Source organism: Paraburkholderia solisilvae (assembly GCF_902859875.1).
Lineage (GTDB): Bacteria > Pseudomonadota > Gammaproteobacteria > Burkholderiales > Burkholderiaceae > Paraburkholderia > Paraburkholderia solisilvae.
This window is the reverse complement of record NZ_CADIKF010000031.1, coordinates 13,430-37,932: the sequence shown is the minus strand read 5'-3', so window position 1 is coordinate 37,932 and position 24,503 is coordinate 13,430. Positions and strand designations below refer to the sequence as shown.

The following is a 24,503-nucleotide window of genomic DNA, read 5'->3' as shown; positions in this document are numbered from 1 at the left end:
AAGCAGAGCGGACGTACTCACCATGCTTCGCATCTGCCGCATTACGGGCGTTCGTGTGAAGTAAGCATTCGCCATATAGCCGACGTATGCGCGGGCACCGTCCCCGTTCTTGCCATCGCTTCCCGAAAACGCTCACCTTAACGGCAGCCGGGCGTTCCCATCAAACGCCCAACCGGGCTCATTGCACATCGCATCGCTTCGTTCCCCATCACAATCGGGCGCATCGCAACACCCCACTTCTCCGATTAATTGCCTACGATTGATAACCTATGCCGAACGCGTCACCTTTTGTGGCCGCGCAGCATCTGCCAATCAGCAATGCGTATGGCGTCCAGCCCGTTCGCACGTCAAGGAGACACGCGTGCGAGACCCATGCGGCAACCGTGGAGAACCGTGATGGCGACGTGGAAACCCGATCCCACCTTTTATCCTTCAGCCCGTCTCGCAGCCGACGCCCCCAGGGAAACGCTCGCGTATGTCGCGAGCTTCGACCCGTCGCGGCAGAAACCCGACGCTATTGCGGTGGTCGATGTCGACTCCGCGTCCGCGGATTACGGCAAGATCGTCAACCGCGTCGAGATGCCGAACCTCGGCGACGAGCTGCATCACTTCGGCTGGAACGCCTGCAGTTCATGCCTGTGCCCGAACGCACCGCACCCGCATTCCGAACGCCGTTATCTGATCGTGCCGGGACTGCGTTCGTCGCGCATCCATATCCTCGATACGAAACCCGATGCCAGGAAGCCGAAGATCGTGCGCGTACTGGAGCCCGACGAGGTCGCATCGAAAGCCGGCTACACGCGTCCGCACACCGTGCATTGCGGGCCGGCCGGCATCTACGTGGCCTCGCTCGCGAACGCGCAAGGCGAAGCGCCCGGCGGCATCTTCCTGATGGACCACGAAACATTCGATATTCGCGGCCGCTGGGAAATCGATCGAGGCCCGCAGGAACTCGCGTACGACGCGTGGTGGCACCTCGGCTACGACACGGTCGTCACGAGCGAGTGGGGACTGCCGGCGACCTTCGAGAACGGCCTCGTGCCGGACGTGCTGCTCGGCGGCCAATACGGGCACCGTCTGCACTTCTGGGACATCAACACGCGCAAGCACAAGCAGGTGATCGATTTCGGCGCGGAAAACCAGCTCGTGTTCGAACTGCGCCCCGCACACAACCCGACGATGGCGCACGGTTTCGTCAATTCGGTGATCAGCCTGAAGGACCTGTCCGCGTCGATCTGGACCTGGTACCGCGAGGGCAACGAATGGGCGGTACGCAAAGTCATCGAGATTCCCGCCGAGCCCGCCGACGCGGACCTGTTGCCGCCGATGCTCAAAGGCTTCGGCGCGGTGCCGCCGCTCGTCACCGATATCGCGCTGTCGCTCGATGACCGTTACCTGTATGTGTCGTGCTGGGGCACCGGCGACTTGCGTCAATACGACGTGTCGGATCCGTTTCATCCGGAGCTGACCGGCACCGTGCGCATCGGCGGCATCGTGTCGCGCGCGACGCATGCGGGTGCGGGCGGCGAGCCGCTCAATGGCGGCCCGCAAATGGTCGAAGTGAGCCGCGACGGCAAGCGCGTCTACTTCACGAACTCGCTGTACGGCGTGATCGACGATCAGTTCTATCCGGATGGCCTCGATGGATGGATGGTCAAACTCGATGCGGCGCCGGGCGGCGGCCTCAAGTTCGAGGACGACTTTTTCATTCAATGGCCGGGCACGCATCGTCCGCATCAGATTCGACTCGAAGGCGGCGACGGTTCGTCCGACTCGTACTGCTACCCGTAATACATGGCGCTCGACGCATCATGAACGATCTGTTCGCGGGCGACTTCGCCACGACGTGGGCGACCGTCATCGGCAGCGGTGTATTTCACGGCGCGAATCCGGCGATGGGATGGCTGTTCGCCGCCGCGCTCGGTTTGCAACGCGGCAGCCGCAAGGCGATGCTGCTGGCGTTGCCGCCGATCGCGCTCGGCCACGCGGCATCGGTGTTGCTCGTGATGACGTCGGCCGTCGCGTTGGGCGCGCTCGCGCAAACCGCGCATCTGCGTATCGCGATGGGCGCGGTGCTGATCGGGTGGGCGGTGTATCACCATCTGTATGGTCATCGTCACCGCGTGCGGGTCGGGATGACCGCGGGCTTCGTCGGACTCGCGTTGTGGTCGGCCGCGATGGCGACGATGCATGGCGCCGGTCTGATGCTGTTACCGGCACTGCTGCCGATCTGCGGCGGCGCGCCGCTCGCGTCCTCCGCGGCGACTGCTTCTATCGCGGCGGCAAGCGTGCTGCCCGCATCGCTGCGCATGATCGGGCAGATGACCGTGCTGCATACGCTCGTCACGCTGGTCACCGGCGGAGCGATCGCGTTTGCCGCCTACGAGTATCTCGGCCTCGGCATGCTGCGCAAAGGCTGGATCAATTTCGACTGGCTGTGGTGCGGCGCGCTGACGTTGACCGGCGTGCTGCTGATCGTGACGGCGTGACGGCGGCGTGAAGAAGCGAAGACGCAAATGCGTTAATGCCGGAGCACACAAGTCAGTGTATGCAACGGATGCGCAGCCGCGATTGTCTGCAGCCGCTGCTCCCGAAAACGCTCACCTGCCGATTTTGTGCTCCCGAATCGGCTCACCTCCCCTCGCTGTCGCCGCGCGGTGTTTGCGCAGCTCAGCGCTTCAGCCTTGACCCTCAGCCTTGCCCCTTCAGCTTTGACCCTTCAGCCAGCTGCGCAACTTATCGCGCCAACCCGCATGCAAGCGCCGCCGCGCCGTCCAGCTGTAATCGGGACAGGCGAGCGCGCGCCACGCATCGGCCTCGCCCGTGAAGCGGGACACGCCGAACCGCTGCGGCGCTTCGAACACATCCAGATACGCGCGCCGATAGTGCTCGATCATCGCGCGCTCCGCGTAGTGCGTCTCCATCCAGCGCCGCGATGCAGCACCGATCTCCGTGCGCAAGACAGCGTTTTCGAGCAGCGCGCGCAATGGCGCTTGCGCCTCTTCGAGACGCACGTCGACCCAAGGCAGATCGCTCGCGCCGGTCAACGCGCGCAACTGCGATTGCACGCGCTGATCGAGATAGCCGAGCGTCGGCTTGCCCTGCGCCAGCGCTTCGAGCCCGCTCAGGTGGTAATTGCCGGTCACGCATTCGTCGATCGCGACGGCTGCCTGCTGCTTCATGCGCAAGCACTCGTCATGCGGCGTATCGACAATCAACTGCAACCGGCACAGCCCCTCGCGCTCGAGCTTGCGCAGCAGCGCGAGCGTTTGCGGCACGCCCTTCGTCTCCCAGCGCTTTTTCCACGCTGAAGCCCGCCCGCTCGGCGAGAACGTGACGATCGGCGTGCCTCGCGCTTCAGGGTGCGGCAGATAGCGCGGGTCGTCGAGCGGCACGACATTCGGCACGACGCGCGCCAGCGGATAAAAGCGTTCGGGACCCTGCGCGATGACGAGCTGCGGCACGTCCTCGTGCACGATGCGCTCGATCAGGCTCGCATCGCCGTTCGACCAGAGGTCCGGCGCCGAATGGTACTGACGGATCAGCTTCTTGTCGCCGAAGCGCTTGTGAAAACCCGCGCCGAAGGTGTCGTCGAGCGAGAAATACTGGTGAATGTGCACCAGATCGGCTTCGGCGATTGCATCGAGCGCCTGTTGTCGCTGCGTCTGCCAGTCGATGTCGATCGCGAACGTGCGCGTGCGGTACGCGGCTGCGTTGAACACCACGTGACGGGCGCGAATATCGGTCAGCCGGTTCAGCGCCGACACGATATTGCCGGGGCTGCCGGCGACCGGCGTATTGGAGAGGTGAACGACCTTCATCGGGCGCGACGGTTAGGGTGGCCTCGGCCTTCGCGCGGCGTGCGTGGCCTGCTTTTTCTGTTGTCGTACGGTGTGGGTGCCAAGACGGTGCGGCGGGTGCAGCGTTACGCACGCATCCGCTGCGCGAACCCGGTGCGCGAGCCCGTTAGCGAGCGCCAGCTTCGCTTCTCGAAGATATCGACACTCAGCGCGCTGTCCACCGACAGGTTGACGACGCGCATCCCGCGCTGCTTCAACAATGCCGCGGCCTGGCGAAACGACGGCTCGATATACGCGTCGAAATGGCGGTCGAGCACACTCGGTTGCATATTCCCCGGCGTTTCGTAAAAGCGCGGCGTGCGCGAAGCATCGCGCAGATCGACGCCGTGCAGATACACCAGGTCGAAACCGAGCGAATTCAGCACCTGCAAGCCCGCATACGCGACCGTATGACCATCGAACACGCCGTGCCGCACATCGAGGCTGAAGCCGAGCATGCGCTCCTCGTCGAACAGCAGCAGATCGGACTGCGCACACGTGTCGCGCAAATCGCGGCCACGCCGCGCACGCTGGCCAGCCGGGAATTGCACGTCTTCGATCACGAAAACGCGGCAACGCATATGGTCGAGCGGAAAATACTGCGCGATGTACCACAGCACGAGCGGCGTGGCGAACAGAATGAGCGGTTGCTGTACGATGCGTGCGACCAGATCCGGCCGGTTGCGCGCAAAACCTGCATCGACGATGCAGTAATAGTCGAATCGCACGTCGTGCTTGTCCTGCAGCGCGATTGCACCATTGACGCCCATCACATGCTCGAGTTCGAGCGCGCTGTAGTCGATCTCGTTGATCGACGGGCCGGCTGCGATCAGATGGCACGCGCCCGTGCGCGATGCCAGCAGCGCCGACGTGTTCTCGATGGTGAGTCCGCGACGGCCGATGCGCATACCCGTAACGGTGCCATCGACGTCACGGTCGATCGAAACCGAACGCCACAGGCGCTCGTTGTGCCGATACGCGCGGGAGTGCGTCCAGCGATAGAAGAGCTTGCAGAGGGTGGCGGAAAGGCGGCGGGTTCGGCCCGGCCATGTATAGGCGGGCGTCTCGGGCGCTCCGGCCGCGACATCGCGCAAGGATGCCGCCCGGTCGACTGACAGCATATCGTGATCCCCAGCAGTGCGCTGGGACTGGCGCACCGAGTGGGGCACAGTATAGTGTGTCAACGTGATTCGCGCGTTACGGACATAAATCGATTTGGTTACATTCTGTTACCTTCACTTGCGTTTTGAAGAAGGCACGACCTGTCCGTTACATCGGCGCACTTCAAGTCTGTCACAAAACCGACGCATCGCTGCAATCTGGCCGCCGACCAAACCGTATATACTGTTTATATCGTTTATACGATTAACGAGGAGATCAGATGAAGGCCGCAGCGGAAAAAACAGCAGCAGCGAAAGACGTGACGGGTGCCGGTAAAACGGTGAAAACCGCCGCCAAAACCAGGCAAACGGCCGTGAAGGCGCCGCAAGCCGTGCAGGCGCAAGCGCCCGGAAAGAGCGTCAAGGCTGTCAAGCAACCCGTCGCCAAGGACGGCAAGGACGAAAAACCTCGCCGCGCGAAGAAGGACAAAGTGGTGCGCGACAGCTTCACCATGCCGAAGTCCGACTACGAGAAGATCGCGGAACTGAAGCAGCGCTGCCTCGATGCGGGCGTATCAGTAAAGAAGAGCGAACTGTTGCGCGCAGGCCTCGCGCTGCTTGCGGCAGTGCCGCCGAAGCGACTTATCGCCGCAGTGTCGGCGCTGGATACCGTGAAAACGGGCCGCCCCGCGAAGTCATAAGCCAAAATCCGAAGCAAGCGCGGCAGTCGTTGCTGGCGCAACCAAACCTGCCGCGCCAATACCTGTTTAGCCTGCCAGCTTGCGGAACGTTTCGAGCACCGCTTCGCCCTTGAACGGCTTGACGATCCACCCCTTGACGCCGGCGGCCTTGCCGCGCTCCTTCATTGCCGGGCTGCTTTCAGTAGTCAGCATGATTACATTGACCACCGTATTGCCGAGTTCGCCGCGAATCTTTTCGACCATCGTCAGGCCATCCATATTCGGCATATTGACGTCGCTGATCACAAGCTTCGTGCCGGGGCTGGCCTTCAGTTTCGCCAGGCCGTCCTTGCCGTCCACCGCAGTGTCGACGTCGAGGCCGTTCTTTTTCAGAAAGCCGGCCACTTCGTCGCGTACCGTGCTCGAATCGTCCACTACCAGAATCTTTGCCATGTTGGTTTCTCCGTAACGCCTATCAGAAGAGATCGAGTTCGCCCGCTTCGACCGTCGTGCCCGGCTGCTCGGCGATTTCCCGGAAATCTTCCGGAGACCAGCTCAGGCTGAACACGAAACGTTGATGCAAATCGACTGAACGGCCCGACGCCTCATCCGTGATCCGGTACACGAAGCACAGTTGCGGATTTTCCGAGCCGAATGAAATGTATTTCTGCCGGTGATTGACGAGCAGCGGCACCTGAACCTGTGCGCGCGCGAGCGTGTCCGCGTCGCCCAGGTAGCGGTTCTTGAACGCGCCCCAGATCATGTTGGTCAACTCGCCGAGCAGATCGTTGAGATCGCGGAAGTCGGCCGCGCCGCCACCGGTGCCGCGCTGATCGAGCAGCGCGAGCAGCGGCTCCTCTTCGGCCTGAATCATCATGTAGCCGCGGCACCATGCGCTTTCGAGCGCGATCAGGCTGAACACTTCGCCGAAGATGATGCGGTCGCGCACGATGCTCGGCGTTTCACAGTCGATCGTGAACTCCTTGAACAGCGTCGCGAGCATCGTTTCGCTGATTTCCGAAATGCCGCGCACCAGCGCATTCGGATAATCGAGGCTGAAAATATAACGGTCGATCACCTCGCGCAGCGGCGCCATGTCCGATGCGACAAACGCCGCGCATAGAATCTGGCGCAGGCTGTCGGGCAGATCGTCGAGCGTGGCGCGCGACTCACGCCGCATGATGATCGGCAACTCGGGCCGAACCGCGTACACACGGTTCGCGATTGCCGCGCTTTCGTCGAGCGAGCCGCCGTAGTTCTCGTCGAGCAGAATCGCGCCCAGGTCGATATTCGCGCGCAGCACGGACAGCAGACGGCTTTTGCGCACCTTCACGCCAACGAGGTTGTGCTCGTCGCAAAAGCGTTTGATGGTGTCCATGTGCAGCGGACTTTCGTCGAGCACCAGCAACTTGCTGACCGGTTTGTTGAAGTTCATCGTGTTTGCCTGCCGGGTTGCCAAATTGGGGCGCTTGAAGCCGCACATGAAGCGGCGCTCGAAACGGATCGGTCAGAACAGCTCAAGCTCGCCGCTCGTGTCTTCCGCCACGCTGACGTCCGCCGCAAAATCGATCGGCGCATGCGCGCACACGCACAACGTCGCGGCCAGTTCGATCGAACCATTGAGCGTCACGGCATACGTCGCGAGCAGCTCGGGCCTGAGCCCCTCCAGATACGGCAGGCAACGCGCGCTCAACATATACGGCGTCGACATCCCGAGATCCGGAAAGTAGTTCAACAGTTCCTGATTGATCGCGCCGCAACACAGGTTGCAGATTTCCTGGAAGACCTCGCGAAACGGCCGCTCCGTGTCGCCCTTCGTGAAGTACTCGACCGTTGCCGGGTCTTCATCGACGTGCAGGATCAGCAACAGCCGGAACGTGATCGACGAAATCGTCAGGATCACGACATTCGTTGCGGCGGCGGCCGCCCCGGCCGCGTCATGCGATGCGCGCGGCACGACGCTGCACGTATCGTCCGGATGCGTGGTCAATCTCGTTTGCGCAGCCTTGTGCAGGATGCGCTCGAAGCTTTGCTTCGCCTGTGCGCTAATCACGTCTGGCGCCTAATGAAGCTTTGACTGGAACTGGTTCGCGAACGCCTCGACGCTCGCCAGCGAGGCCGCGATCATCTTGCCGCCCGCCTGGATATCCTGGAACGTCGCCGTGGTGGTCAGATCGTTGCGATGCAGGCTGTCGCGATAGCTCTTCGACAATTCCTCCGAGCGCGCCGCGAGCGCGCGCACTTCGCTTGCCACCACCGCGAACCCCCGTCCCGCCTGGCCCGCGCGCGCGGCCTCGATCGAGGCGTTGAGCGACACGATCACCACGTGCCGCACGATCGACGACAACTCCTGGTTTTTCGTGTGCATGTCCTGATTCTGTGTCATCAACGAGGTCATCTGTTCGTGCCACCGCTCAAACGTGCTGGCGAGCCCCTTCAGGCGCGAAGCTTCGTGAGCGAGCTGTTTCGCGTCGCGCGCCCACTGGTCGCGATTCTCAGTCGCTTCGCGCAAGGCGACGCGCGTTTCGTCGACCAGCGCCGTCTGCTGCGCGAGCGCGCCGTGCACCTGCTCGAGCGTCGCTTCCAGTTCGCGCTTGTCCTCTTCGGCCTGCGCGAGCAATGCCGTATGCCGGTCGTCATCGCGCGTCAACGCATCGATCCGCGCATCCGCTTGCGCGCGCAATCGTTGTATCAGTTTCGCGCGATGCAGCCGGTGCGCGATGAATGCCAGCACCGCCGTGATGACACCGGCCGCGACGGCTGCTACGACATACTGTTGAATCACACCCATCCTTCAAGAATTCCGTTGACGCGAAGCGTCGAGCCGTACACCGGCTCGCGCTTCGCGGCCGGCTCAGCCGGCCATATGACCGAGCGGCGGCACTTGCGCCGCGTCGTCTTCAGCGCGCGCATCGGTGCCGAGGCTGTCCACCGCGAAACTGTCCGGCAGACAGACGATCGTCTGGAACTGGCGAAACTCGGCGCCCTTGCGATCGTCGGTGAAGCGCAGTTCGATGCTGCCCTGCTCGCGGCTCAGGAAATCGCGCACCGCGTCCATGCCGACGCCGCGTCCCGACACCTCGGTCACCTGCTCGGCCGTCGAGAAGCCCGGACGGAAGATGAACTCGGCAATCTCTTCGTCGCTTACCTGCGCGCTCGCCTCGATCCAGCCACGCTCGACCGCGATTGCGCGAATCCTGCCCAACGCGAGGCCGCGACCGTCATCGCTCAGCGTGATCTGCAGCGCGTCATGATCGACACCGACTTCGATATCGATCGCACCCGCCGCCGGCTTGCCTTGCGCAGTGCGCTGCGCGGCCGCCTCGATGCCGTGGTCCATCGAGTTGCGCAGCAAGTGCATGAACACGTTTTTCATCGTGGTGCCAGCCTGGCCGCGCAGCCGGTAACCGTTGTCGTCGATACGGACGACCGGCGCCTCCTTGCCCAGCTCGAGCGCCAGCGACGGCAGCGAGTCGATCACGCCCGACAGCGTTTCGGCCACGCTTTCGGTGCCGAGCACGCGCAGCATCCGGTGCAGCGCGTCGCGCATCGTGACGAGCGCATCGACGTCGCCGGTATTCGCGGTCTCCAGCAAACGCAGGCTGTGCGCGATGTGTTCCTTGTCGACCAGCAGATAGCCGTCGCCACTGCCGCGGCGCGCAAGACGCTTGCGGCCGAGGCTGATTTCGTTGATTTTCGCGTAGCTGTCGATCGCCTCGCGCACGCGGGCCAGCTCGGCCATCAGCTGTTCCTGATCCCACACGCGCTCCGCATCCGTGTGGCGCAGTTCCTCGTAGCGCTGCTCGGTTTCATGCACGATGTTGGTCAGATGCTGCAGGTTATACGTGCGCGCATTGCCCTTGATGGTGTGCATGTTGCGGAACAGCTCGGCGATCGCGGAGCCGTCCGGCAGCTCGTGCTTGCGGATAATCCGCTCGTTCTCGCTGACGAAACCGCTTGCCGTATCGATGAAGTGGTGGAACTTCTCTTCGTTCACCGCGAGAATCTCGCCGATCATCTCGAGGCGGCGCTTCTGTTCGCCTGCTTCGGCGGCCAGTTTGCGCAACTCGGTCACATCGCGCACGCACAGCATCAGGCGCACGATCGTGTCGTTTTCGTCGGTGATCGCGGACCAGCTGAGGTCCAGCGTCTTCACGCGGCCGTCGGGCATGTGCTTCGCAATCTCGCTCACCAGCAGATGCTGGTTGAACTCGAAGTTGATCGCATCTTCGCCGAGGCAGGCGTGCGTGGCAGCATCGATTTGCGACAGATCGTCCGCGCCGAGCTCGGTGTCGGCAAATACGAGATCCATCAGCGGGCGACCGGCAATATCCTTCGTTTCGAAGATCGCTTCGAGGTAGGCCGAGTATTCGGCGTGAATCACCGCGCCGTCGACCACGGTCAGAATGCCCTGCTGCATGTTCTGCAGCATCGCCTGGATATCGGCGGTCTTCTGCTTGAGCAGCGCCGAGTTCTCCTGGATCTTTTCGATCATTCCGTTGAACGCGACGATCGAGCGGCCGATTTCATCGAGGCGCCCCACCGGCACGCGCCGCGTGAAGTCCTGGCTGGTCGCGATCTCGCTCATCATCGCCTGCATGCGGCTCAACGGACGCGTGATCTGGCGGTACAGCAACGTGCCGATTACCGTCAGCAGCAGCACCGCAATGCCGGTTACCGCGGCAATTGCGGTGGTGGTGGTCGAGAGCGTGTTGTTCAGTCCCGCGATCGCGTCGTCTTTCTGGCGGTTCTTTTCGATGCGCAGCGTTTCGACGATGCCCTCGAGCTCGTCGCGATACTCGGCGACGTTCGCGAACAGGAAGGCCTGCGCCATCTCGTTCTTGCCGGCGAGCTTCATCTTCGCCGTATCGTCGATCGCGGAAAAATAGTTCGCGAGGCTTTCCTGCGCCTGCGTGACAAGACCCTTTTGCGCCTGGCTGGCGGCGTCTTTCGCCTGCAGCTCGAGTGCCCGCTTGAGGGTTTCGCGTTTTTTCTTCAGCTCGTCTTCAGCCTGCGAGACCATGTTCGCGTCCGGCGCATAGACGAGCGTCATTGTCGCAATCTGCACGTCCTTCACTTGCGACACGAGATCGGCGGATGCGAGCGCGCTGGGCACGACGCCTTCCGTCACCTTCTTGACTTCGGTTGCGCTCCCTCTCGTCTGGTACACGGCGTAACCGCCGATCGCCGTGAGAGCGACGAACATCAAGATCACCAAAAGCGTAATGCGATGACGGATAGTCATGGTGCAATTCCCCGAGGTCTAACTGGCGCGCGCGTCCCGCCGTCATCGCAGCGGGCTCTTCGCAGTGTCACTGGCCCACTTTGTCGGGCGGCCCCGATTGTTGGGGATGAATGTGACTGAACGATGAAACTTCATAATATCGGGCGCGGCCGTCACGCTCGCGAGGCCTTAAAATCCCGTATAAATGCGGACCGTGTGCATGGACCGCGAAATGCATGTGTCAGAATATCCGCGCAACTGAATACAATTTCCCCGATTTACGTTCTGTTCTCGCTCAGTTCTCTCGTCTCTATCTATGAAACTGAACCTGGCGCCATCTACTTATGGAGCCGACCAGTCGGGTCTGGTTTGCAGCTTCCGGTTCGTTTCCGGTCAGGCGGGCGTACCCATCGATTCCGACGCCGTGATGGACTGGCTCGCCGCACATGCGGCGAATCCGGAGCGCAGCGACGGCGAGTTTCTGTGGCTGCACTTCAATCTCGCGCACGTCGCAAGCGAGCGCTGGATGCACGCGCATCTGAATCTGCCCGACGGCTATTTCGAAGCGCTGCGCGAAGGCTCGCACTCGACTCGCATCGAGCACCAACAGGGTGCGCTGCTGGCCGTGGTCAACGACGTGATCTTCGACTTCGAGAAGACGCCGTCGGATATTGCCACGCTGTGGGTGCACACGCATAAGCGCATCATGGTGACCGCGCGCCTGAAGCAGTTGCGCTCGGTCGACCGCTTGCGCGCCGCGGTGCGCGAAGGCGAAATCTTCAGCACGCCGGCGGAGCTGCTGATTCACCTGCTGCGCGACCAGGCCGATCTGCTCGTGCAGATCGTACGCAGCAGCAGCATCGAGGTCGACCGCATCGAAGACCACTTTCTGTCGAGGCAAGCCGTGGAAAGCCGGCGCGACCTCGGCGCCATGCGGCGCGTGCTGGTGAGGCTGCAGCGGCTGCTCGCGCCGGAACCCGGCTCGATCTTCCGGCTGCTGGTCCGTCCGCCCGCGTGGCTGTCGGAACGGGACGTTCAACAATTACGCGATTCGACCGAAGAATTTTCACTCGTGCTCGGCGATCTGTCGGGTCTTGCCGAACGCATCAAGCTGCTGCAGGAAGAAATTGCCGCGCGTCTCGACGAACAGACCAACCGCACGCTGTTCACGCTGACGCTGGTTACTGTGCTCGCGTTGCCGATCAATATCGTCGCCGGCCTGTTCGGGATGAACGTCGGCGGCATTCCGCTCGCGGAGAATCATCACGGCTTCTGGGTGATGGTGCTGACCGTCGTCGGGCTGACCGTGCTGGCCGGCTGGTGGGTGTTCAGGCGCAGAGGACGGGCGTCGAGCGAGCGCCTGTAGTGAACCGTGTAGCCGTGTGTGCCGTCGCCTCTGTATCACACCACTGAAAGCATGACGCACACGAGCGGTAAGCGGTGAGTTGTCGTACTGACTCGAAAACGACATACAAAATTCATCGTTTCAAGCGCTGCGTTAGCCAGACTGAACTCTTCGGACATTTCGGTCGAGGAGACATTTCATGGCTGTCGTCGTGCGCGCTTATCTCTCTCCCACGCTCGTCCTGCTGGCATTCGACTGGCCGCCAGGCAAAGGCCGGAACGATTTCCTCGGTTTCGCGATCAAACGGACGCCCGGCTTTTCCAATGCGACCGGCACCACACGCGAGGCGGCCAGCTGGCTGCCGAACCGGATTACGTTCGACGGCCCCGTGCCGGACACGCAACACGATGCGCCGAGCAATGTCGCGCCGATCCAGAAGTTCATGTGGTGGGACGCGCGCATCGATCCGCCGGACCGCCAGCAGCATTTCGAATATGAGGTGTATCCGGTGACCGGCTCGCGCTCCGCGCCGGTCGTCCTGGAAGCGGAAGCCGGTATATGCCGCATCACGTTGCCGGCGCATATCGAAGATGGGATCGGCAGCTGGTTCAATCGCGCGGTGGTCAGTTCGCAGGCGTTTGCGCGGATGGTCGCCGCGCTGCATCTGAAAGCAGGCGAGGCGCCGCCGCCGCAACAGGCGCTGCGCTTGCGAAGCTGGCTTGCGAACGACATCGAGGACACGTTCAAGACGATATTCGCCGACGCGCGGCGCGCAGTTTCCGTGGTGTATCACCTGACCGATACGTTGTGGGCGTTGCCCGCTTTCGAAGCATTCGGCAAGGCGCACGGCAAAGCGGCGCTCGCGCTTGTCTATGATGCGCATCAGGTGCGCGAAAAAGGCAAGTCGCTGCCGTCGCCGAACCAGCCGGCCGTCGATGCACTGGAAGGTCTCGCGACGCTTTCGCCGCGCACGAAGACGCACATCATGCACGACAAGTTCATCGTCAGCGACGACGGCAACGGTAGCGCACGCCCCACGCAACTGCTGACCGGTTCGGCAAACTTCACGACCGAGGGATTGACCGAGCAGGCCAATGTGCTGCATCTGTTCGAATCGACGGCGCTCGCGCAGCTTTACAACGACCGGGCCGCGAGCCTCGCGAAGAATCCGACGATCGCCGAAACCGCGAAACTGGCAAGCGGCTGGTCTGATTCGGTCGCGGTCGGCGACACGAAGGTGCGCGTGTTCTTCTCGCCTGAACCGAAGGACCAGCGTGTGCAAATCGACACGATTATCCAGGCCATCGGCACGGCGAAGCATTCGGTGATGTTCTGCCTGTTTATGCCGACCGACCAGCCGCTGCGCGACGCGTGCTTCGCGGCAGGCGACAAAGGGCTGATGATGTTCGGGCTCGTCAATCACATCAGCGAGAAATCGGCGCAGGGGGCCGAGGCCGCGCAACACGACGGCAAGGTGCTCAACACGACCGAGCTCGCGAACCTCGAGCTCTACCATCGCAGCAAGGAGCAAAAAGACGTGATCGACGCCGCGTTTTTCTCGCCGGCGACGGTGCCCGCGGGGTTCACGCCGGAGCTGCAGCTCTTTCCGGGCGAACACGCACCGCCTTTTGCGCCGGTGATCATTCACCACAAGTTCCTCGTGATCGATGCGGAAGGCGACAACCCGATCGTCTACACGGGCTCGGCGAACATGAGCAACAATTCCGAGCATTTCAACGACGAGAATCTGCTCGAGATTCGCGGCAAGCGCATCGCGGGAATTTATCTCGCGGAGTTTTTGCGTCTATATGAGCACTATCGCGCACGAGCGATTGCGATCGATGAGCAGCAGCGCGGCACGCATCTGCGGCTTGTGCTGCAACCGGATGGGAAATGGGCCGATAAGTATTTCGTCGACGGGAGCCCGGGGGCGAAGGCGCGGATCGCGCTCGCGCATCGGGCGAGCTGACGCGAGCCGGTTGCGGGTGGGTCGCGGGTGAATCGAGAGTTGACCGGTCGACGCAGGCGCGTTGCCGAGATTTGCACACCGCGCCTGCTGTGCGCTTTAAAGTCGACTCAACGCTGCGGCTTCCACGGCCATGACGGATAAACACCGCCGGTGCCGGCGGTCGTTGCTTCGTGCTGCGTGCCGCGCGGCTCGTCCGCACGATGCACCGGCTCCCGCAGCGCCGCGGCTTCAGTTTGCGGTGGCATCGGCAGCCCATCGCCAAACCATGGCACGTCCTGTTTCAGGCTCGCGACATACGCGCGCCAGCCTTCGTGATGGGTCGCGAACAGACCGTCGCGCACCACGGACGCGAGATACTCGCGATCCAGTTTCGCTTCGAGCAATGCAGCGGGCCAGGCGGCGAATGCCGCACTCGCCTGCTGCGCGAATTCACGCGCGGTCACCTCACAGGACAGGTGCTGCAGCAACGGCAGCTTCGACAGCGAACGATGCGCGGACAGCACTTCGCGCATCGTGGCTGTTCCGTCGCCTGAACGGGCCAGCAATTTGCCCAGCGCATCGAGTACCGCACCGAGGTGCAACAGCAGGGCCCGACGTTCGAACGCATCTTTCATCACATCTTCCATCAGTCAGTCCGGCCCACTATTTTAGACTGGCTGACCTGCGTCCCTCGAAAACACGCGAGAAGGAAGATGGCGGCCAACTCCACTGCATGGTGGCAATTGCTGCCTCAAGCGTGCGAGCCGCACCTGCGAGCGGCGCTTCCCGAAGCGTCCGTCGCCGGGAAAAACGGACGCGGTGACTGCCGCATCGTGGTCGTCTCGCAGTGCGCGTCCAGCTCGCAGCGTGTTCAGAAACCTTGCACCGTGGCGGTTGCATGCGCAACCAGATGCACGACACCGAAGATGGCCGCGCCGATGCAGAAGGCCAACAGCACCGCAACGAACGGCAGCAGAACAAAGTTGACGTTCGCGAAATCGGCTTCATGAGACGCGCGCTTGCGTACGCCAAAGAAGCTGGAAAGAACGATGCGCACGAGTGTGAGAAATTGCATGATTCGGCTCCTGCCGGTCGTGGATTGCCTCAATCATCGAACCGCTCAGGAGTCTGAAACAGCAGCAGATGCGTGTGATATCGAGGAAGCATGGGTGGCAATTTGTCGCAGCGGGCGCTGCGGGAGGCTTGAACCGGTGCGTCGCCGCAATGGCGGCAGTAAACAGCCAAGATTTGACGGCACGCGTGGCTGATTCTCATGATCAGCACGATTGCCGGTCGTGTTGCGCCGCGAACGGCGCGTTGCGGGCAGCGCCGGATGACAAATCTATCGGATTTGTTAAACTCCGCACCGTTCACCCCCTTCGACACCATGGCCCATCGCACACGTACACGGCTGATTGCATGGCTTGGCATCTTCGCCATGTGCCTGATCGTGTTCGTTCCGCTCGTCAGTCAGCTGGTCGTATCGGCGCATGCGGATGAGCCCGCTGCCGCGCTCTGTTCGGCGTATCAGCCGAGCGGCGACAGCGCGCACCCTATGAACGGCGATACGTTCGCAGCGTGCGGTTACTGCGATCTGCTCGCGAACCACGTCGCGGTGCCGACCCTCCCGCCTGCGCTGCCCTTGCTGATCGTGCTCATCGCGAGCGCGGCGGCGCCCGTACTGTCCACCCGCTTCACGCCGCTCGGCGCCTTCCCTTCCGGCCGTCCACGCGCCCCTCCGGTTTTCCTCACGTCGAGTCTGTAAAAGAATCGCGGCGCCCTGACGGCGCATCGCGACCCTGCCGGGCTTCATGCTTGAAGCCCGGCCAGCCTTGCTTTGAGGGGATTCACCATGTCTTTCCCGCGCCATCGACGCCCGCGTGACGCGGCGCCGCGCGTGCTCGCCCACGCGGTGCTGCTATTCACCGCCGCAGGCTTGACCCACGGACTGGCTGTCGCGGCCGGCAGCGATGCAACGGCATCGACTGCCACAGCCGACACCGGAGCCAGCGCCGTTTCCGCAAGCGGCGCCGCTAGCCAGACAACCGAGAAGCCGAACGACGCACGGGCGCTGCCCACCGTACAGGTAACCGGTCAGCGTTCGTTTGCGGAAAAAAACCAGCTTCCGCAAACGACCGAAAGCGTCACCGCGAAGCAGATTCGCGAAACGATCAATGCAACGGATTCATCCGACGCATTGAAGTATTTGCCGGATGTGCTCGTACGCAAGCGCTTTATCGGCGATACGCAGGCGCCGATGGCGACGCGCACCACCGGCATCAACGCGAGCGCGCGCAGCCTGATCTACGCGGACGGCGTGCTGTTGAGCACGCTGATCAACAACAACAACCAGAACGGCTCGCCGCAATGGTTTATGGTTTCGCCGCAGCAGATCGAACGCGTCGACGTGCTCTACGGCCCGTTCGCCGCGCAGTTTCCGGGCAACTCGTATGGCGCGGTGACCGAAATCACGACCCGCATGCCGACCAGGTTCGAGGCCAGCGTCGACGTGACGGGCGCGATCCAGCACTTCGGCCTGTACGGCACGCACGAGAACGAGCCGTCGCAGCAATACAGCGCGACGCTCGGCGACAAGGTCGGCAAGCTGTCGTGGTTTCTCTCCGCGAGCCATCTGGACAGCTTCAGCCAGCCCATCACCATCGGCGAAGTCGCGCAATCGACTACGCCGGCGGGCGCGAACCTGCCCGTCGTGACCGGTGCGTTCGCCGATCGCAACCGCACCGGACAACCGGTTCAGGTGATCGGCGCGGGCAACTTCACGCACACGATTCAGGACAATGCGGCGTTGAAAGTCATGTACGACTTCACGCCGACGCTCAGCGCGACCTACGCGCTCGGCTACTGGCAGAACAACCAGAAGACGCGCGCGCAAACCTACCTGCAAACCGCCGACGGCACACCGTTCTATGGCGCGGCGAGCGGCAATGTGAATATCGGCGGGTTTTCGTACAACGCGGCGACGATCGCCGGACAGTTCACCGCGAACAATGTCGAGCAGGAGCATCTGATGCAAAGCCTGACGGTCGACAGCCATACCAAGGGGCCGTTCGACTGGCAGTTGATCGTCAGCAACTTCTATTACCTGCAGGACCTGAGCGGCTTGTCGACCGGCGTCTATCCCGCCGCGCTCGCCGGCGGCGCGGGCCGCACCACCGACATGGGCGGCACCGGCTGGTCGACGGTCGACCTGAACGGCACGTGGCGGCCGCAAGGCATCGACGGCGCGAATATCGTGAGCTTCGGCGCGCATTACGATCAGTTCAAGCTTGTCAGCCCGACGTTCAACACCGCGAACTGGGCCGCCGAGGGCGAAGAAGGGTCGCTGTTCAGCAACTCGCTCGGCAAGACGCAGACCGTCGCGCTATGGGCGCAGGACGTCTGGCGCATCGCACCTTCGCTGCAGGCGACACTCGGCGGCCGCTATGAAATGTGGCGTGCTTACGATGGGTTCAACTTCGCGACCGGCAGCAACGGCGTCGGCGTGTCGGTCAATCAGCCGAGCCTGAGCCGCAATGCTTTTTCCCCGAAAGCGTCGCTGCGCTGGGATCTGACCGACATCTGGTCGATCACCGGGTCATTCGGCAAAGCGTTGCGCTTTCCGACCGTCGGTGAGTTGTATCAAACCGTGCAGACCGGCACGACGTTCGTGCAGGCGAACCCTTTTCTGAAGCCCGAAAGCGTGCTGTCCGGCGAACTCGCGCTCGAACGCGACGTAAGCGACGGCAAGTTGCGGCTCTCGGTGTTCGACGAGTACGTGTCCGATGCGTTGATCTCGCAGACATCGACCGTGCCCGGCTTCGCGACGCCCGTTTCGGTCACGCAGAACGTCGGCCGGACGCGGGAAACGGGCGCGGAGATTGCCGGCACGCAAGACAATGTGTTGATCAAAGGATTGTCGTTGACCGGCAATCTGACCTACGTCAATGCGCGCATTCTGGAGGACGACGGTTTCGTTTCGGCCACCGGCAGTACCGCGGTCGGCAAGCAGGTGCCCTACGTGCCGACGTGGCGTGCGACGCTCGCGGCCACGTACCGGCCCGACAACCGCTGGGCCTATACGCTCGCCGCGCGATACAGTACGCGGCTCTTTGCGACCGTCGACAACAGCGACAGCAACCCCGCGACCTATCAGGGCTTCCAGAGCTTCTTCGTGATGGATGCGCGCGTGCATCTGCAAGTGGACAAACACTGGGGCGCGGCGCTCGGTGTCGATAACCTGAACAACCGCAAGTACTACCTGTTCCATCCGTTTCCGCAACGAACCTTCTACGCGGAACTCAAATACGACCTTTGAGAGATGGACCGCATCCGCCGTGCGTTGCACAACGCACGGCGGATGCGCGTATCGTCAATGCTGTTGTGCACGCAACGTCTTCGCGGCGGCAACCATATTGGTCAACGCGGGGACCACCTCCGCCCACTGACGCGTCTTCAGCCCACAGTCAGGATTGACCCACAGCCGCTCCCGCGGAATGCGCTCCGCAGCCTTGCGCATCAATTGCACAATGTGCTCCTGAGACGGGATGTTCGGCGAATGGATGTCATACACACCCGGTCCGATCTCGTTCGGGTACTTGAAGTTGTCGAACGCATCGAGCAGTTCCATATCGGAGCGCGACGTCTCGATCGTGATCACGTCCGCATCCATATCGGCAATCGACGCGATAATGTCGTTGAATTCCGAATAGCACATATGCGTGTGGATCTGCGTTTCATCCTGGACGCCGTTCGCGGTAAGGCGGAACGATTCCACTGCCCACTGCAAATACGCATGCCATTGCGAGCGGCGCAGCGGCAGCCCTTCGCGCAACGCGGCTTCGTCGATCTGGATTACGCGCACGCCCGCCTTTTCGAGGTCGAGCACTTCTTCGCGAATCGCAAGCGCCAGTTGCCGGCACGACACCGAACGCGGCTGATCGTCGCGCACGAACGACCAGTTCAGAATCGTCACCGGTCCGGTCAGCATGCCCTTCATTGGCTTGTCCGTCAGAGATTGCGCGTATGTGATCCATTCGACGGTCATCGCCTTCGGGCGACTGATGTCGCCGAACAGGATCGGCGGCTTCACGCAGCGCGAACCGTATGACTGCACCCAGCCGAACTGGCTGAACGCGTAGCCTTCGAGCTGCTCGCCGAAATATTCGACCATGTCGTTGCGCTCCGCCTCGCCGTGCACGAGCACGTCCAGACCCAGCGCTTCCTGTTCGCGCACGCTGCGCACGATTTCCGCCTGCATCGCAATCTGATAGCCGGCTTCGTCCAGTGCGCCTGCCTTGAACTGGCTGCGCGCATGGCGGATCTCGGCGGTTTGCGGGAACGAACCGATCGTCGTGGTCGGGAACGCCGGCAGCTTCAGCCGCGCGGCCTGTTTCGATGCGCGTGTAATGTACGGATTGAGCCGTTGGCCGAGCGCCGCATCGATTTTCGCCACCGCGGCCTTGACAGCCGGGTTGTTGACGCGCGGCGACGTACGACGGTTCTCGATTGCCTGCGCGTTTGAAGCCAGCGCTGACGCGACCGAATCGCGGCCGTGGTTCAATGCGTCGGCCAACACTGTCAGTTCGTCGAGCTTCTGTAGCGCAAAGGCGAGCCACGCGCGAATCTCGGCATCGAGTTTCTGCTCGCTTTCCAGGTCGACCGGCACATGCAGCAGCGAGCACGACGGCGCGATCCACAAGCGTTCGCCTAGCGTCTTTGCCAGCGGTGTCAGCCATTCGAGCGTCGCATTCAGGTCCGTCTTCCAGATATTGCGGCCGTTGATCACCCCAGCCGACAACACCGCGGTGTCCGGCAGCATCGCCGCCGCTCGCACGAGCTCGTCGCGCGCGTTGATCGCGTCGATATGCAAACCGTCGATCGGCAGTGCGCAGGCAAGTTCGAGGTTGTCCTGCAACTGACCGAAGTAGGTGGCGAGCAGCAGCTTCACACGCCGTGCGGATAGCGAGTCGTACGCGGTAACAAACGCGTCGCGCCACTTCGCATCGAGTTCGGTGACGAGCGCGGGCTCGTCGATTTGCACCCAGTCGACGCCTTGCGCGGCAAACGCATCGAGCAGCGCACCGTACACCGGCAGCAGTTTCGGCAGCAGCGCGAGCCGATCGGAATCGTCCTTCGACTTGCCGAGCCACAGGTAAGTGACCGGCCCGATGATGACCGGCTTTGCGTTCACGCCGCACGCGCGCGCCTCCGCCAGTTGCGTAACGAGCCGCGTCGCGTCTAGCGAGAAGTTCGTCGTCGCGGTGAATTCCGGCACGATGTAGTGATAGTTCGTGTCGAACCACTTGGTCATCTCGCCGGCTGCAACGCCGCTGCAGCATGCGCCGTGTTCCTCCGCGGCCTGCGCGGAGCGGCCGCGCGCCACGCGAAAAGCATTGTCGAGCGCGTCGCCATGAAACCCGCGCACGCGCTCGGGCAGGTTGCCGAGCGTGAAGCTCATGTCGAGCACCTGGTCGTAAAACGCGAAATCGCCGACGGGCACGAAGTCGAGGCGCGCCTGGTCTTGCCAGTGGCGCTCACGAAGCTGTGCGCCGACCGCTTTCAGTTCGTCACGGGACGACTGGTCCTTCCAGTAACGCTCGAGTGCGAACTTCAGTTCGCGTTTTGCGCCGATGCGCGGGAAACCGAGGTTGTGTGTGATCGCCATTTTCGTACTTGTCCAGAGAATCCACAGAGAAGGGTCTGGGAGCGATGATAGAATTTTCGATGTATGAATAAAAATGGATTTATTTCATACAAGGATTAGTTCTGTTCATGCATCTTAAAGCCGTGGGGTCGCCATGCTGGAGCGCAGTCATTTGATGGTCGTCAGGGAAGTGGAGCGGCAAGGCTCGCTGACGGGGGCCGCTGACGTGCTGAATATCACGCAGTCGGCGCTGAGCCACACGGTCAAGAAACTCGAGCAGCAACTGGGTACGCCGGTGTGGACGCGCGAGGGACGATCGATGCGCCTCACCCAGGCGGGTCAGTACCTGCTGGGTCTCGCCAACCGGCTGTTGCCGCAGTTTGAACACGCCGAAGCGCGCATGAAGCAGTACGCGCAGGGCGAGCGGGGCACGTTGCGCATCGGCATGGAATGTCATCCGTGCTACCAGTGGCTGCTGAAGGTGGTGTCGCCGTATCTCGCGCGCTGGCCCGATGTGGATGTCGACGTAAAGCAGCGTTTTCAGTTTGGCGGCATCGGCGCGCTATTCGGCTACGACATCGATGTACTCGTGACACCCGATCCGCTGATGAAACCGGGGCTGCGCTTCCAGCCGGTGTTCGACTACGAGCAGGTGCTGGTGGTCGCCGACGGACATGCGCTCGCCAACGAGCCGTATGTGACGCCCGCGCATCTTTCAAGCGAAGTGCTGATTACCTACCCGGTCGAAACGGATCGACTGGACATCTACACACAGTTCCTCACGCCCGCGAACATCGTGCCGCGGCGGCACAAGGTGATCGAGACGACCGACATCATGCTGCAGATGGTCGCGAGCGGACGCGGTGTCGCCGCGCTGCCGCGCTGGCTCGCGGAGGAATACGCGGAATCGATGCCGCTTACGCCGTTGCGGCTCGGCAAGAAAGGCATCGCGAAGCAGATCTTTCTCGGTACGCGCGAGGCGGACGATGCGATCGATTATCTAAGCGCATTCGTCGCGCTCGCTCGCGATGCGGAGTGGGCGGAGGCGCGCTTTCGTGCATAGCGACGGGCGATGCGTATAGTTGCAACCGCATGCGCGTCGTAACCCGACGTTTAACGTTTACGCCGCCTATGCTGCTGCCTGAGTAACCACCGAAGCCTTCGCGTTCTCCGCCGCCACCGATTCCTCGTGTTCGCGGATCAGCCGATAGACCGTTTCCCCCGGCACCGTCTCCGATTCCAGCAATTGATCGGCAATTGCACGCAGTACCGGCTTGTTCGCATGCAGCAGCGCGAAGCACGCGTCGTTCAGATCGCGCAACAGCACGTTTGCGTGCTCGATCGCATTCTTCAATTGCAGGCCCGCGTACTGCTGCGGCAACGCCGCCAGACTGAACAGATTGCCGTCGACATTGAAGCCGTGCTTCGACACCATGTCGAGACTGATGCGCGACGCTTCCTGCAAATCCTGTGCGGCGCCGCTGGACGCTTCGTCGAACATCAGCAGTTCCGCGTTGCGTCCGCCGAGCAGCACCTGAATCTCGTTGCGCAATTCCGTTTCGCGGTACAGGTATTTGTCTTGTGTTTTCGTGATCAGCGCGACGCCCAGCGCACCGCCGCGCGGCAAAATCGTGACTTCTTCGAGCACGCCGGTATCGAGCAGTGCGGCGACGAGACCATGTCCGGCTTCATGGATGGCGATGCGCGTACGCTCGTCGGCCGACAACGCACGCTCGGCGCCGTTGATATCGCCAATACGCGCGATCTTGATCGCCTCGAGAAAATGCGCGGCGGCCACTTCGTGTGCGCCCGACTTGCGCGCGACAAGCCCCGCCTGATTGACGATCATCGACAGCGTTGCCGGCGACAGGCCGGTCGTCAGACGCGCCAGCTGGTTGAAATCGATAGCGTCGGTTTCCGTCTTCAGCTTCGCCGCGTAGAAGCGCAGAATCTTCGCGCGGTCCTCGAGGTCGGGCAAGCGCACCTGCACGGTCCGATCGAAACGGCCGGGGCGTCGCAGCGCCTCGTCGAGATTGTCCGGATGATTGGTCGCCGCGATGATGACCACCCCTTCGTTCGACGTAAAGCCGTCCATTTCCGCGAGCAGCTGGTTGATGATGCGATTGCTCTCCGCTTCGACGGGACCGCCGCCGGTATCCGTGCGCTTGCCGAGACCGTCGGCTTCGTCGATGAAGATCACGGTCGGCGCGTTCTTGCGCGCGAGCTCGAACAGATGCTTGACCTTCTGGATGCCGACACCGTAATACTTCGCGCTGAAATAGCTGCCCGTGATCGCGATAAAGTTCGCGCCGCATTCGCCGGCGAGCGCCTGTGCAAGACGCGTCTTGCCGACCCCCGGGCCGCCCGTCATCAGCACGCCGCATGGCGCGCGCACACCCATGCCGCTGAACTGCGCCGGCACGGTCAGCCAGGCCTGCACGTCCGCAAGCGCCGCTTTCGCTTCGCCTGCGCCGATCACATCGTCGAAACGCAGCGTCGGCGCTTTGCTGAGCAGACGCGCGCCGCCGGTCATCTCACGGCGCATCAGCCAGAAGATGCCGCCTATCATCAACACGGGCAGCAGCAGGCTCAATGCATCGCGCAGATGATCGAACATCACGCTCCAGCGCGCCTCCCCCGTCCGCACGTCGGCGTCCGGCACCCAGACCAGTTGATACGGCGACGTGCTGCCCGGTTTCAGATCGCCGAGCAGCAGCGCGTTCGAGAACGCGCCGTTGTGATCCGTCACGTAATACTTTTCGCCCTGCAGCGTCGAAACCAGAATGGCATCGCGGCTCACGCCGATCGCAGCAATATCCCGATCGTGAATATCGCGCAGCAGGTCCGATGCATCCTTTTCCCGGCGCGTCCACGCGGACGCGTCGTGCCGCATCTGGCTGGCAATGCCGGTCAGCGCGACGGGTTGGGCTTGCGCGAGACGCTGCTCATGCCGCCAATACAGGAACGTTACAGTCGCCGCAAGCGCGGCCGCGGTCACGCCAAACGTCACATAGCGGCCAATGCGTGACCACAGCGAGTTCCTTGTCGGTTTCATCGATTCATTCCTGAAAGGGTCCGCAATGGCGGCGCCCAAAATCTCCAGTTCGAGGATGAAACACTCGAACCTGTCGCGATTCCGTATCGTGGTGCCGGATGCCTTGGACGTGTGGCTCGAGGCCGAAGCAGGCGTGGCAATTGAGAGCGGACGGATGGGCAAACAATGCAAACACGACCCTTATTATTCGCATTGCTCATCGCTATTATGCCCGGGCTGCGTGAAACGCAATGCGTGGAAATAGCATACGAATAGCGCCTGAACGGGCGAATTGCCGATCAGGAACAAGGTTTGCAACAGCCACCACACCGTCCGTGCACGTCGTCGCACGGCGCTCCCAATCGACGGAGGTCACATCATGCTGTATTACGCACTGGTCTTCTTCATCATCGCGATCATTGCCGCCGCGCTCGGGTTTGGCGGCATCGCGGCGGGCGCCGCCAGCATCGCGAAGGTGTTGTTCTTTATCTTCCTCGTCATTTTCATCGTCACGCTGGTCATGGGTTTGATGCGACGTTGACAGCGAGACCAGGGGCTGGCCGGAATCGCGGGTAGGCGCGATAGGCCTAAACTACCCGCATACCGCCAGCCCGCATCCGGAACGCATGCCCTCCCGCACAAACCGCCGCCCCACCGATACGCTTGCGCCGCACGCCGAACTAATCGACG

The 24,503-nt window shown here is 62.4% G+C and carries 20 protein-coding genes; 9 read left to right on the top strand and 11 right to left on the bottom strand.

What is annotated here, in order from left to right; translation table 11 throughout:
- Positions 1-396 precede the first annotated feature (396 nt).
- Together HV675_RS19270 and HV675_RS19265 are read left to right on the top strand one after the other, a co-directional pair.
- Positions 397-1,791, top strand: a complete 1,395-nt coding sequence (locus HV675_RS19270) for a selenium-binding family protein (protein WP_175112619.1) — start codon at positions 397-399, stop codon at positions 1,789-1,791.
- Between the two features lie 20 nt (positions 1,792-1,811).
- Positions 1,812-2,489 carry a hypothetical protein gene (locus HV675_RS19265; RefSeq protein WP_175112618.1) on the top strand — a complete coding sequence of 226 codons (678 nt, stop codon included), beginning with the start codon at positions 1,812-1,814 and terminating at the stop codon, positions 2,487-2,489.
- A 216-nt stretch (positions 2,490-2,705) separates the two neighbouring features.
- On the opposite strand, the gene HV675_RS19260 is transcribed toward HV675_RS19265, so the two are convergent.
- Together HV675_RS19260 and HV675_RS19255 are read right to left on the bottom strand one after the other, a co-directional pair.
- Positions 2,706-3,821, bottom strand: a complete 1,116-nt coding sequence (locus tag HV675_RS19260; RefSeq protein ID WP_175112616.1) for a glycosyltransferase family protein — start codon at positions 3,819-3,821, stop codon at positions 2,706-2,708.
- A gap of 104 nt (positions 3,822-3,925) precedes the next feature.
- Positions 3,926-4,960 carry a hypothetical protein gene (locus tag HV675_RS19255; protein WP_175112614.1) on the bottom strand — a complete coding sequence of 345 codons (1,035 nt, stop codon included), beginning with the start codon at positions 4,958-4,960 and terminating at the stop codon, positions 3,926-3,928.
- 260 nt (positions 4,961-5,220) lie between these two features.
- On the opposite strand from HV675_RS19255, the gene HV675_RS19250 reads away from it, so the two are divergent.
- On the top strand, positions 5,221-5,640 hold the full coding sequence (locus HV675_RS19250) for a hypothetical protein (RefSeq protein WP_175112613.1): 420 nt from the start codon (positions 5,221-5,223) through the stop codon (positions 5,638-5,640).
- Between the two features lie 66 nt (positions 5,641-5,706).
- Here the strand turns inward: HV675_RS19250 and HV675_RS19245 are convergent, their stop codons facing one another.
- The 5 genes from HV675_RS19245 to HV675_RS19225 all read right to left on the bottom strand — a co-directional run bounded on the left by HV675_RS19245 (position 5,707) and on the right by HV675_RS19225 (position 10,864).
- A complete protein-coding gene (locus HV675_RS19245) occupies positions 5,707-6,072 on the bottom strand; it encodes a response regulator (protein ID WP_175112612.1) in 366 nt (121 codons plus the stop codon).
- Between the two features lie 22 nt (positions 6,073-6,094).
- The gene (locus HV675_RS19240; RefSeq protein ID WP_175112611.1) at positions 6,095-7,054 is read right to left on the bottom strand and encodes a chemotaxis protein CheX; all 960 of its coding nucleotides are present in this window, start codon (positions 7,052-7,054) and stop codon (positions 6,095-6,097) included.
- A gap of 72 nt (positions 7,055-7,126) precedes the next feature.
- On the bottom strand, positions 7,127-7,672 hold the full coding sequence (locus HV675_RS19235; RefSeq protein ID WP_175112610.1) for a hypothetical protein: 546 nt from the start codon (positions 7,670-7,672) through the stop codon (positions 7,127-7,129).
- Between the two features lie 9 nt (positions 7,673-7,681).
- The gene (locus HV675_RS19230) at positions 7,682-8,404 is read right to left on the bottom strand and encodes a methyl-accepting chemotaxis protein (RefSeq protein ID WP_175112690.1); all 723 of its coding nucleotides are present in this window, start codon (positions 8,402-8,404) and stop codon (positions 7,682-7,684) included.
- Positions 8,405-8,473: 69 nt separating this feature from the next.
- On the bottom strand, positions 8,474-10,864 hold the full coding sequence (locus HV675_RS19225) for a HAMP domain-containing protein (RefSeq protein ID WP_175112609.1): 2,391 nt from the start codon (positions 10,862-10,864) through the stop codon (positions 8,474-8,476).
- Between the two features lie 295 nt (positions 10,865-11,159).
- Here HV675_RS19225 and HV675_RS19220 point away from each other — a divergent pair, with 295 nt between their 5' ends.
- Together HV675_RS19220 and HV675_RS19215 are read left to right on the top strand one after the other, a co-directional pair.
- The gene (locus HV675_RS19220; protein ID WP_175112608.1) at positions 11,160-12,209 is read left to right on the top strand and encodes a transporter; all 1,050 of its coding nucleotides are present in this window, start codon (positions 11,160-11,162) and stop codon (positions 12,207-12,209) included.
- Between the two features lie 178 nt (positions 12,210-12,387).
- Positions 12,388-14,157 (top strand): phospholipase D-like domain-containing protein, encoded by a 1,770-nt coding sequence (locus HV675_RS19215; RefSeq protein ID WP_175112607.1) that lies wholly within the window; start codon positions 12,388-12,390, stop codon positions 14,155-14,157.
- A 107-nt stretch (positions 14,158-14,264) separates the two neighbouring features.
- Here HV675_RS19215 and HV675_RS19210 read toward each other — a convergent pair whose 3' ends face one another.
- On the bottom strand, positions 14,265-14,771 hold the full coding sequence (locus tag HV675_RS19210; protein WP_175112605.1) for a hypothetical protein: 507 nt from the start codon (positions 14,769-14,771) through the stop codon (positions 14,265-14,267).
- Between the two features lie 236 nt (positions 14,772-15,007).
- Positions 15,008-15,211: a DUF2970 domain-containing protein gene (locus tag HV675_RS19205; protein WP_175112604.1), complete on the bottom strand. Its 204-nt coding sequence runs from the start codon at positions 15,209-15,211 to the stop codon at positions 15,008-15,010.
- A gap of 198 nt (positions 15,212-15,409) precedes the next feature.
- Between HV675_RS19205 and HV675_RS19200 the strand changes: the two genes are divergently transcribed.
- Together HV675_RS19200 and HV675_RS19195 are read left to right on the top strand one after the other, a co-directional pair.
- Entirely contained in the window at positions 15,410-15,901 is a 492-nt protein-coding gene (locus tag HV675_RS19200; RefSeq protein WP_343056814.1) for a DUF2946 domain-containing protein, read from the top strand.
- A gap of 87 nt (positions 15,902-15,988) precedes the next feature.
- The gene (locus tag HV675_RS19195; protein ID WP_175112602.1) at positions 15,989-18,451 is read left to right on the top strand and encodes a TonB-dependent receptor; all 2,463 of its coding nucleotides are present in this window, start codon (positions 15,989-15,991) and stop codon (positions 18,449-18,451) included.
- A gap of 54 nt (positions 18,452-18,505) precedes the next feature.
- On the opposite strand, the gene metE is transcribed toward HV675_RS19195, so the two are convergent.
- Positions 18,506-20,800 carry a 5-methyltetrahydropteroyltriglutamate--homocysteine S-methyltransferase gene (gene metE, locus HV675_RS19190; RefSeq protein WP_175112600.1) on the bottom strand — a complete coding sequence of 765 codons (2,295 nt, stop codon included), beginning with the start codon at positions 20,798-20,800 and terminating at the stop codon, positions 18,506-18,508.
- A 133-nt stretch (positions 20,801-20,933) separates the two neighbouring features.
- Here metE and HV675_RS19185 point away from each other — a divergent pair, with 133 nt between their 5' ends.
- Entirely contained in the window at positions 20,934-21,842 is a 909-nt protein-coding gene (locus HV675_RS19185) for a LysR family transcriptional regulator (protein WP_175112598.1), read from the top strand.
- A gap of 66 nt (positions 21,843-21,908) precedes the next feature.
- On the opposite strand, the gene HV675_RS19180 is transcribed toward HV675_RS19185, so the two are convergent.
- Positions 21,909-23,834 carry an AAA family ATPase gene (locus HV675_RS19180; RefSeq protein WP_175112596.1) on the bottom strand — a complete coding sequence of 642 codons (1,926 nt, stop codon included), beginning with the start codon at positions 23,832-23,834 and terminating at the stop codon, positions 21,909-21,911.
- A 358-nt stretch (positions 23,835-24,192) separates the two neighbouring features.
- On the opposite strand from HV675_RS19180, the gene HV675_RS19175 reads away from it, so the two are divergent.
- On the top strand, positions 24,193-24,354 hold the full coding sequence (locus tag HV675_RS19175) for a DUF1328 family protein (RefSeq protein ID WP_175112594.1): 162 nt from the start codon (positions 24,193-24,195) through the stop codon (positions 24,352-24,354).
- Positions 24,355-24,503 lie beyond the last annotated feature (149 nt).

Coding starts and splice junctions, on each gene's coding strand:
- HV675_RS19270 (WP_175112619.1), top strand. CDS start 397: ATGGCGACGTGGAAACCCGATCCCACCTTTTATCCTTCAGCCCGTCTC.
- HV675_RS19265 (WP_175112618.1), top strand. CDS start 1,812: ATGAACGATCTGTTCGCGGGCGACTTCGCCACGACGTGGGCGACCGTC.
- HV675_RS19260 (WP_175112616.1), bottom strand. CDS start 3,821: ATGAAGGTCGTTCACCTCTCCAATACGCCGGTCGCCGGCAGCCCCGGC.
- HV675_RS19255 (WP_175112614.1), bottom strand. CDS start 4,960: ATGCTGTCAGTCGACCGGGCGGCATCCTTGCGCGATGTCGCGGCCGGA.
- HV675_RS19250 (WP_175112613.1), top strand. CDS start 5,221: ATGAAGGCCGCAGCGGAAAAAACAGCAGCAGCGAAAGACGTGACGGGT.
- HV675_RS19245 (WP_175112612.1), bottom strand. CDS start 6,072: ATGGCAAAGATTCTGGTAGTGGACGATTCGAGCACGGTACGCGACGAA.
- HV675_RS19240 (WP_175112611.1), bottom strand. CDS start 7,054: ATGAACTTCAACAAACCGGTCAGCAAGTTGCTGGTGCTCGACGAAAGT.
- HV675_RS19225 (WP_175112609.1), bottom strand. CDS start 10,864: ATGACTATCCGTCATCGCATTACGCTTTTGGTGATCTTGATGTTCGTC.
- HV675_RS19220 (WP_175112608.1), top strand. CDS start 11,160: ATGAAACTGAACCTGGCGCCATCTACTTATGGAGCCGACCAGTCGGGT.
- HV675_RS19215 (WP_175112607.1), top strand. CDS start 12,388: ATGGCTGTCGTCGTGCGCGCTTATCTCTCTCCCACGCTCGTCCTGCTG.
- HV675_RS19210 (WP_175112605.1), bottom strand. CDS start 14,771: ATGAAAGATGCGTTCGAACGTCGGGCCCTGCTGTTGCACCTCGGTGCG.
- HV675_RS19205 (WP_175112604.1), bottom strand. CDS start 15,211: ATGCAATTTCTCACACTCGTGCGCATCGTTCTTTCCAGCTTCTTTGGC.
- HV675_RS19200 (WP_343056814.1), top strand. CDS start 15,410: ATGATCAGCACGATTGCCGGTCGTGTTGCGCCGCGAACGGCGCGTTGC.
- HV675_RS19195 (WP_175112602.1), top strand. CDS start 15,989: ATGTCTTTCCCGCGCCATCGACGCCCGCGTGACGCGGCGCCGCGCGTG.
- metE (WP_175112600.1), bottom strand. CDS start 20,800: ATGGCGATCACACACAACCTCGGTTTCCCGCGCATCGGCGCAAAACGC.
- HV675_RS19185 (WP_175112598.1), top strand. CDS start 20,934: ATGCTGGAGCGCAGTCATTTGATGGTCGTCAGGGAAGTGGAGCGGCAA.
- HV675_RS19180 (WP_175112596.1), bottom strand. CDS start 23,834: ATGAAACCGACAAGGAACTCGCTGTGGTCACGCATTGGCCGCTATGTG.
- HV675_RS19175 (WP_175112594.1), top strand. CDS start 24,193: ATGCTGTATTACGCACTGGTCTTCTTCATCATCGCGATCATTGCCGCC.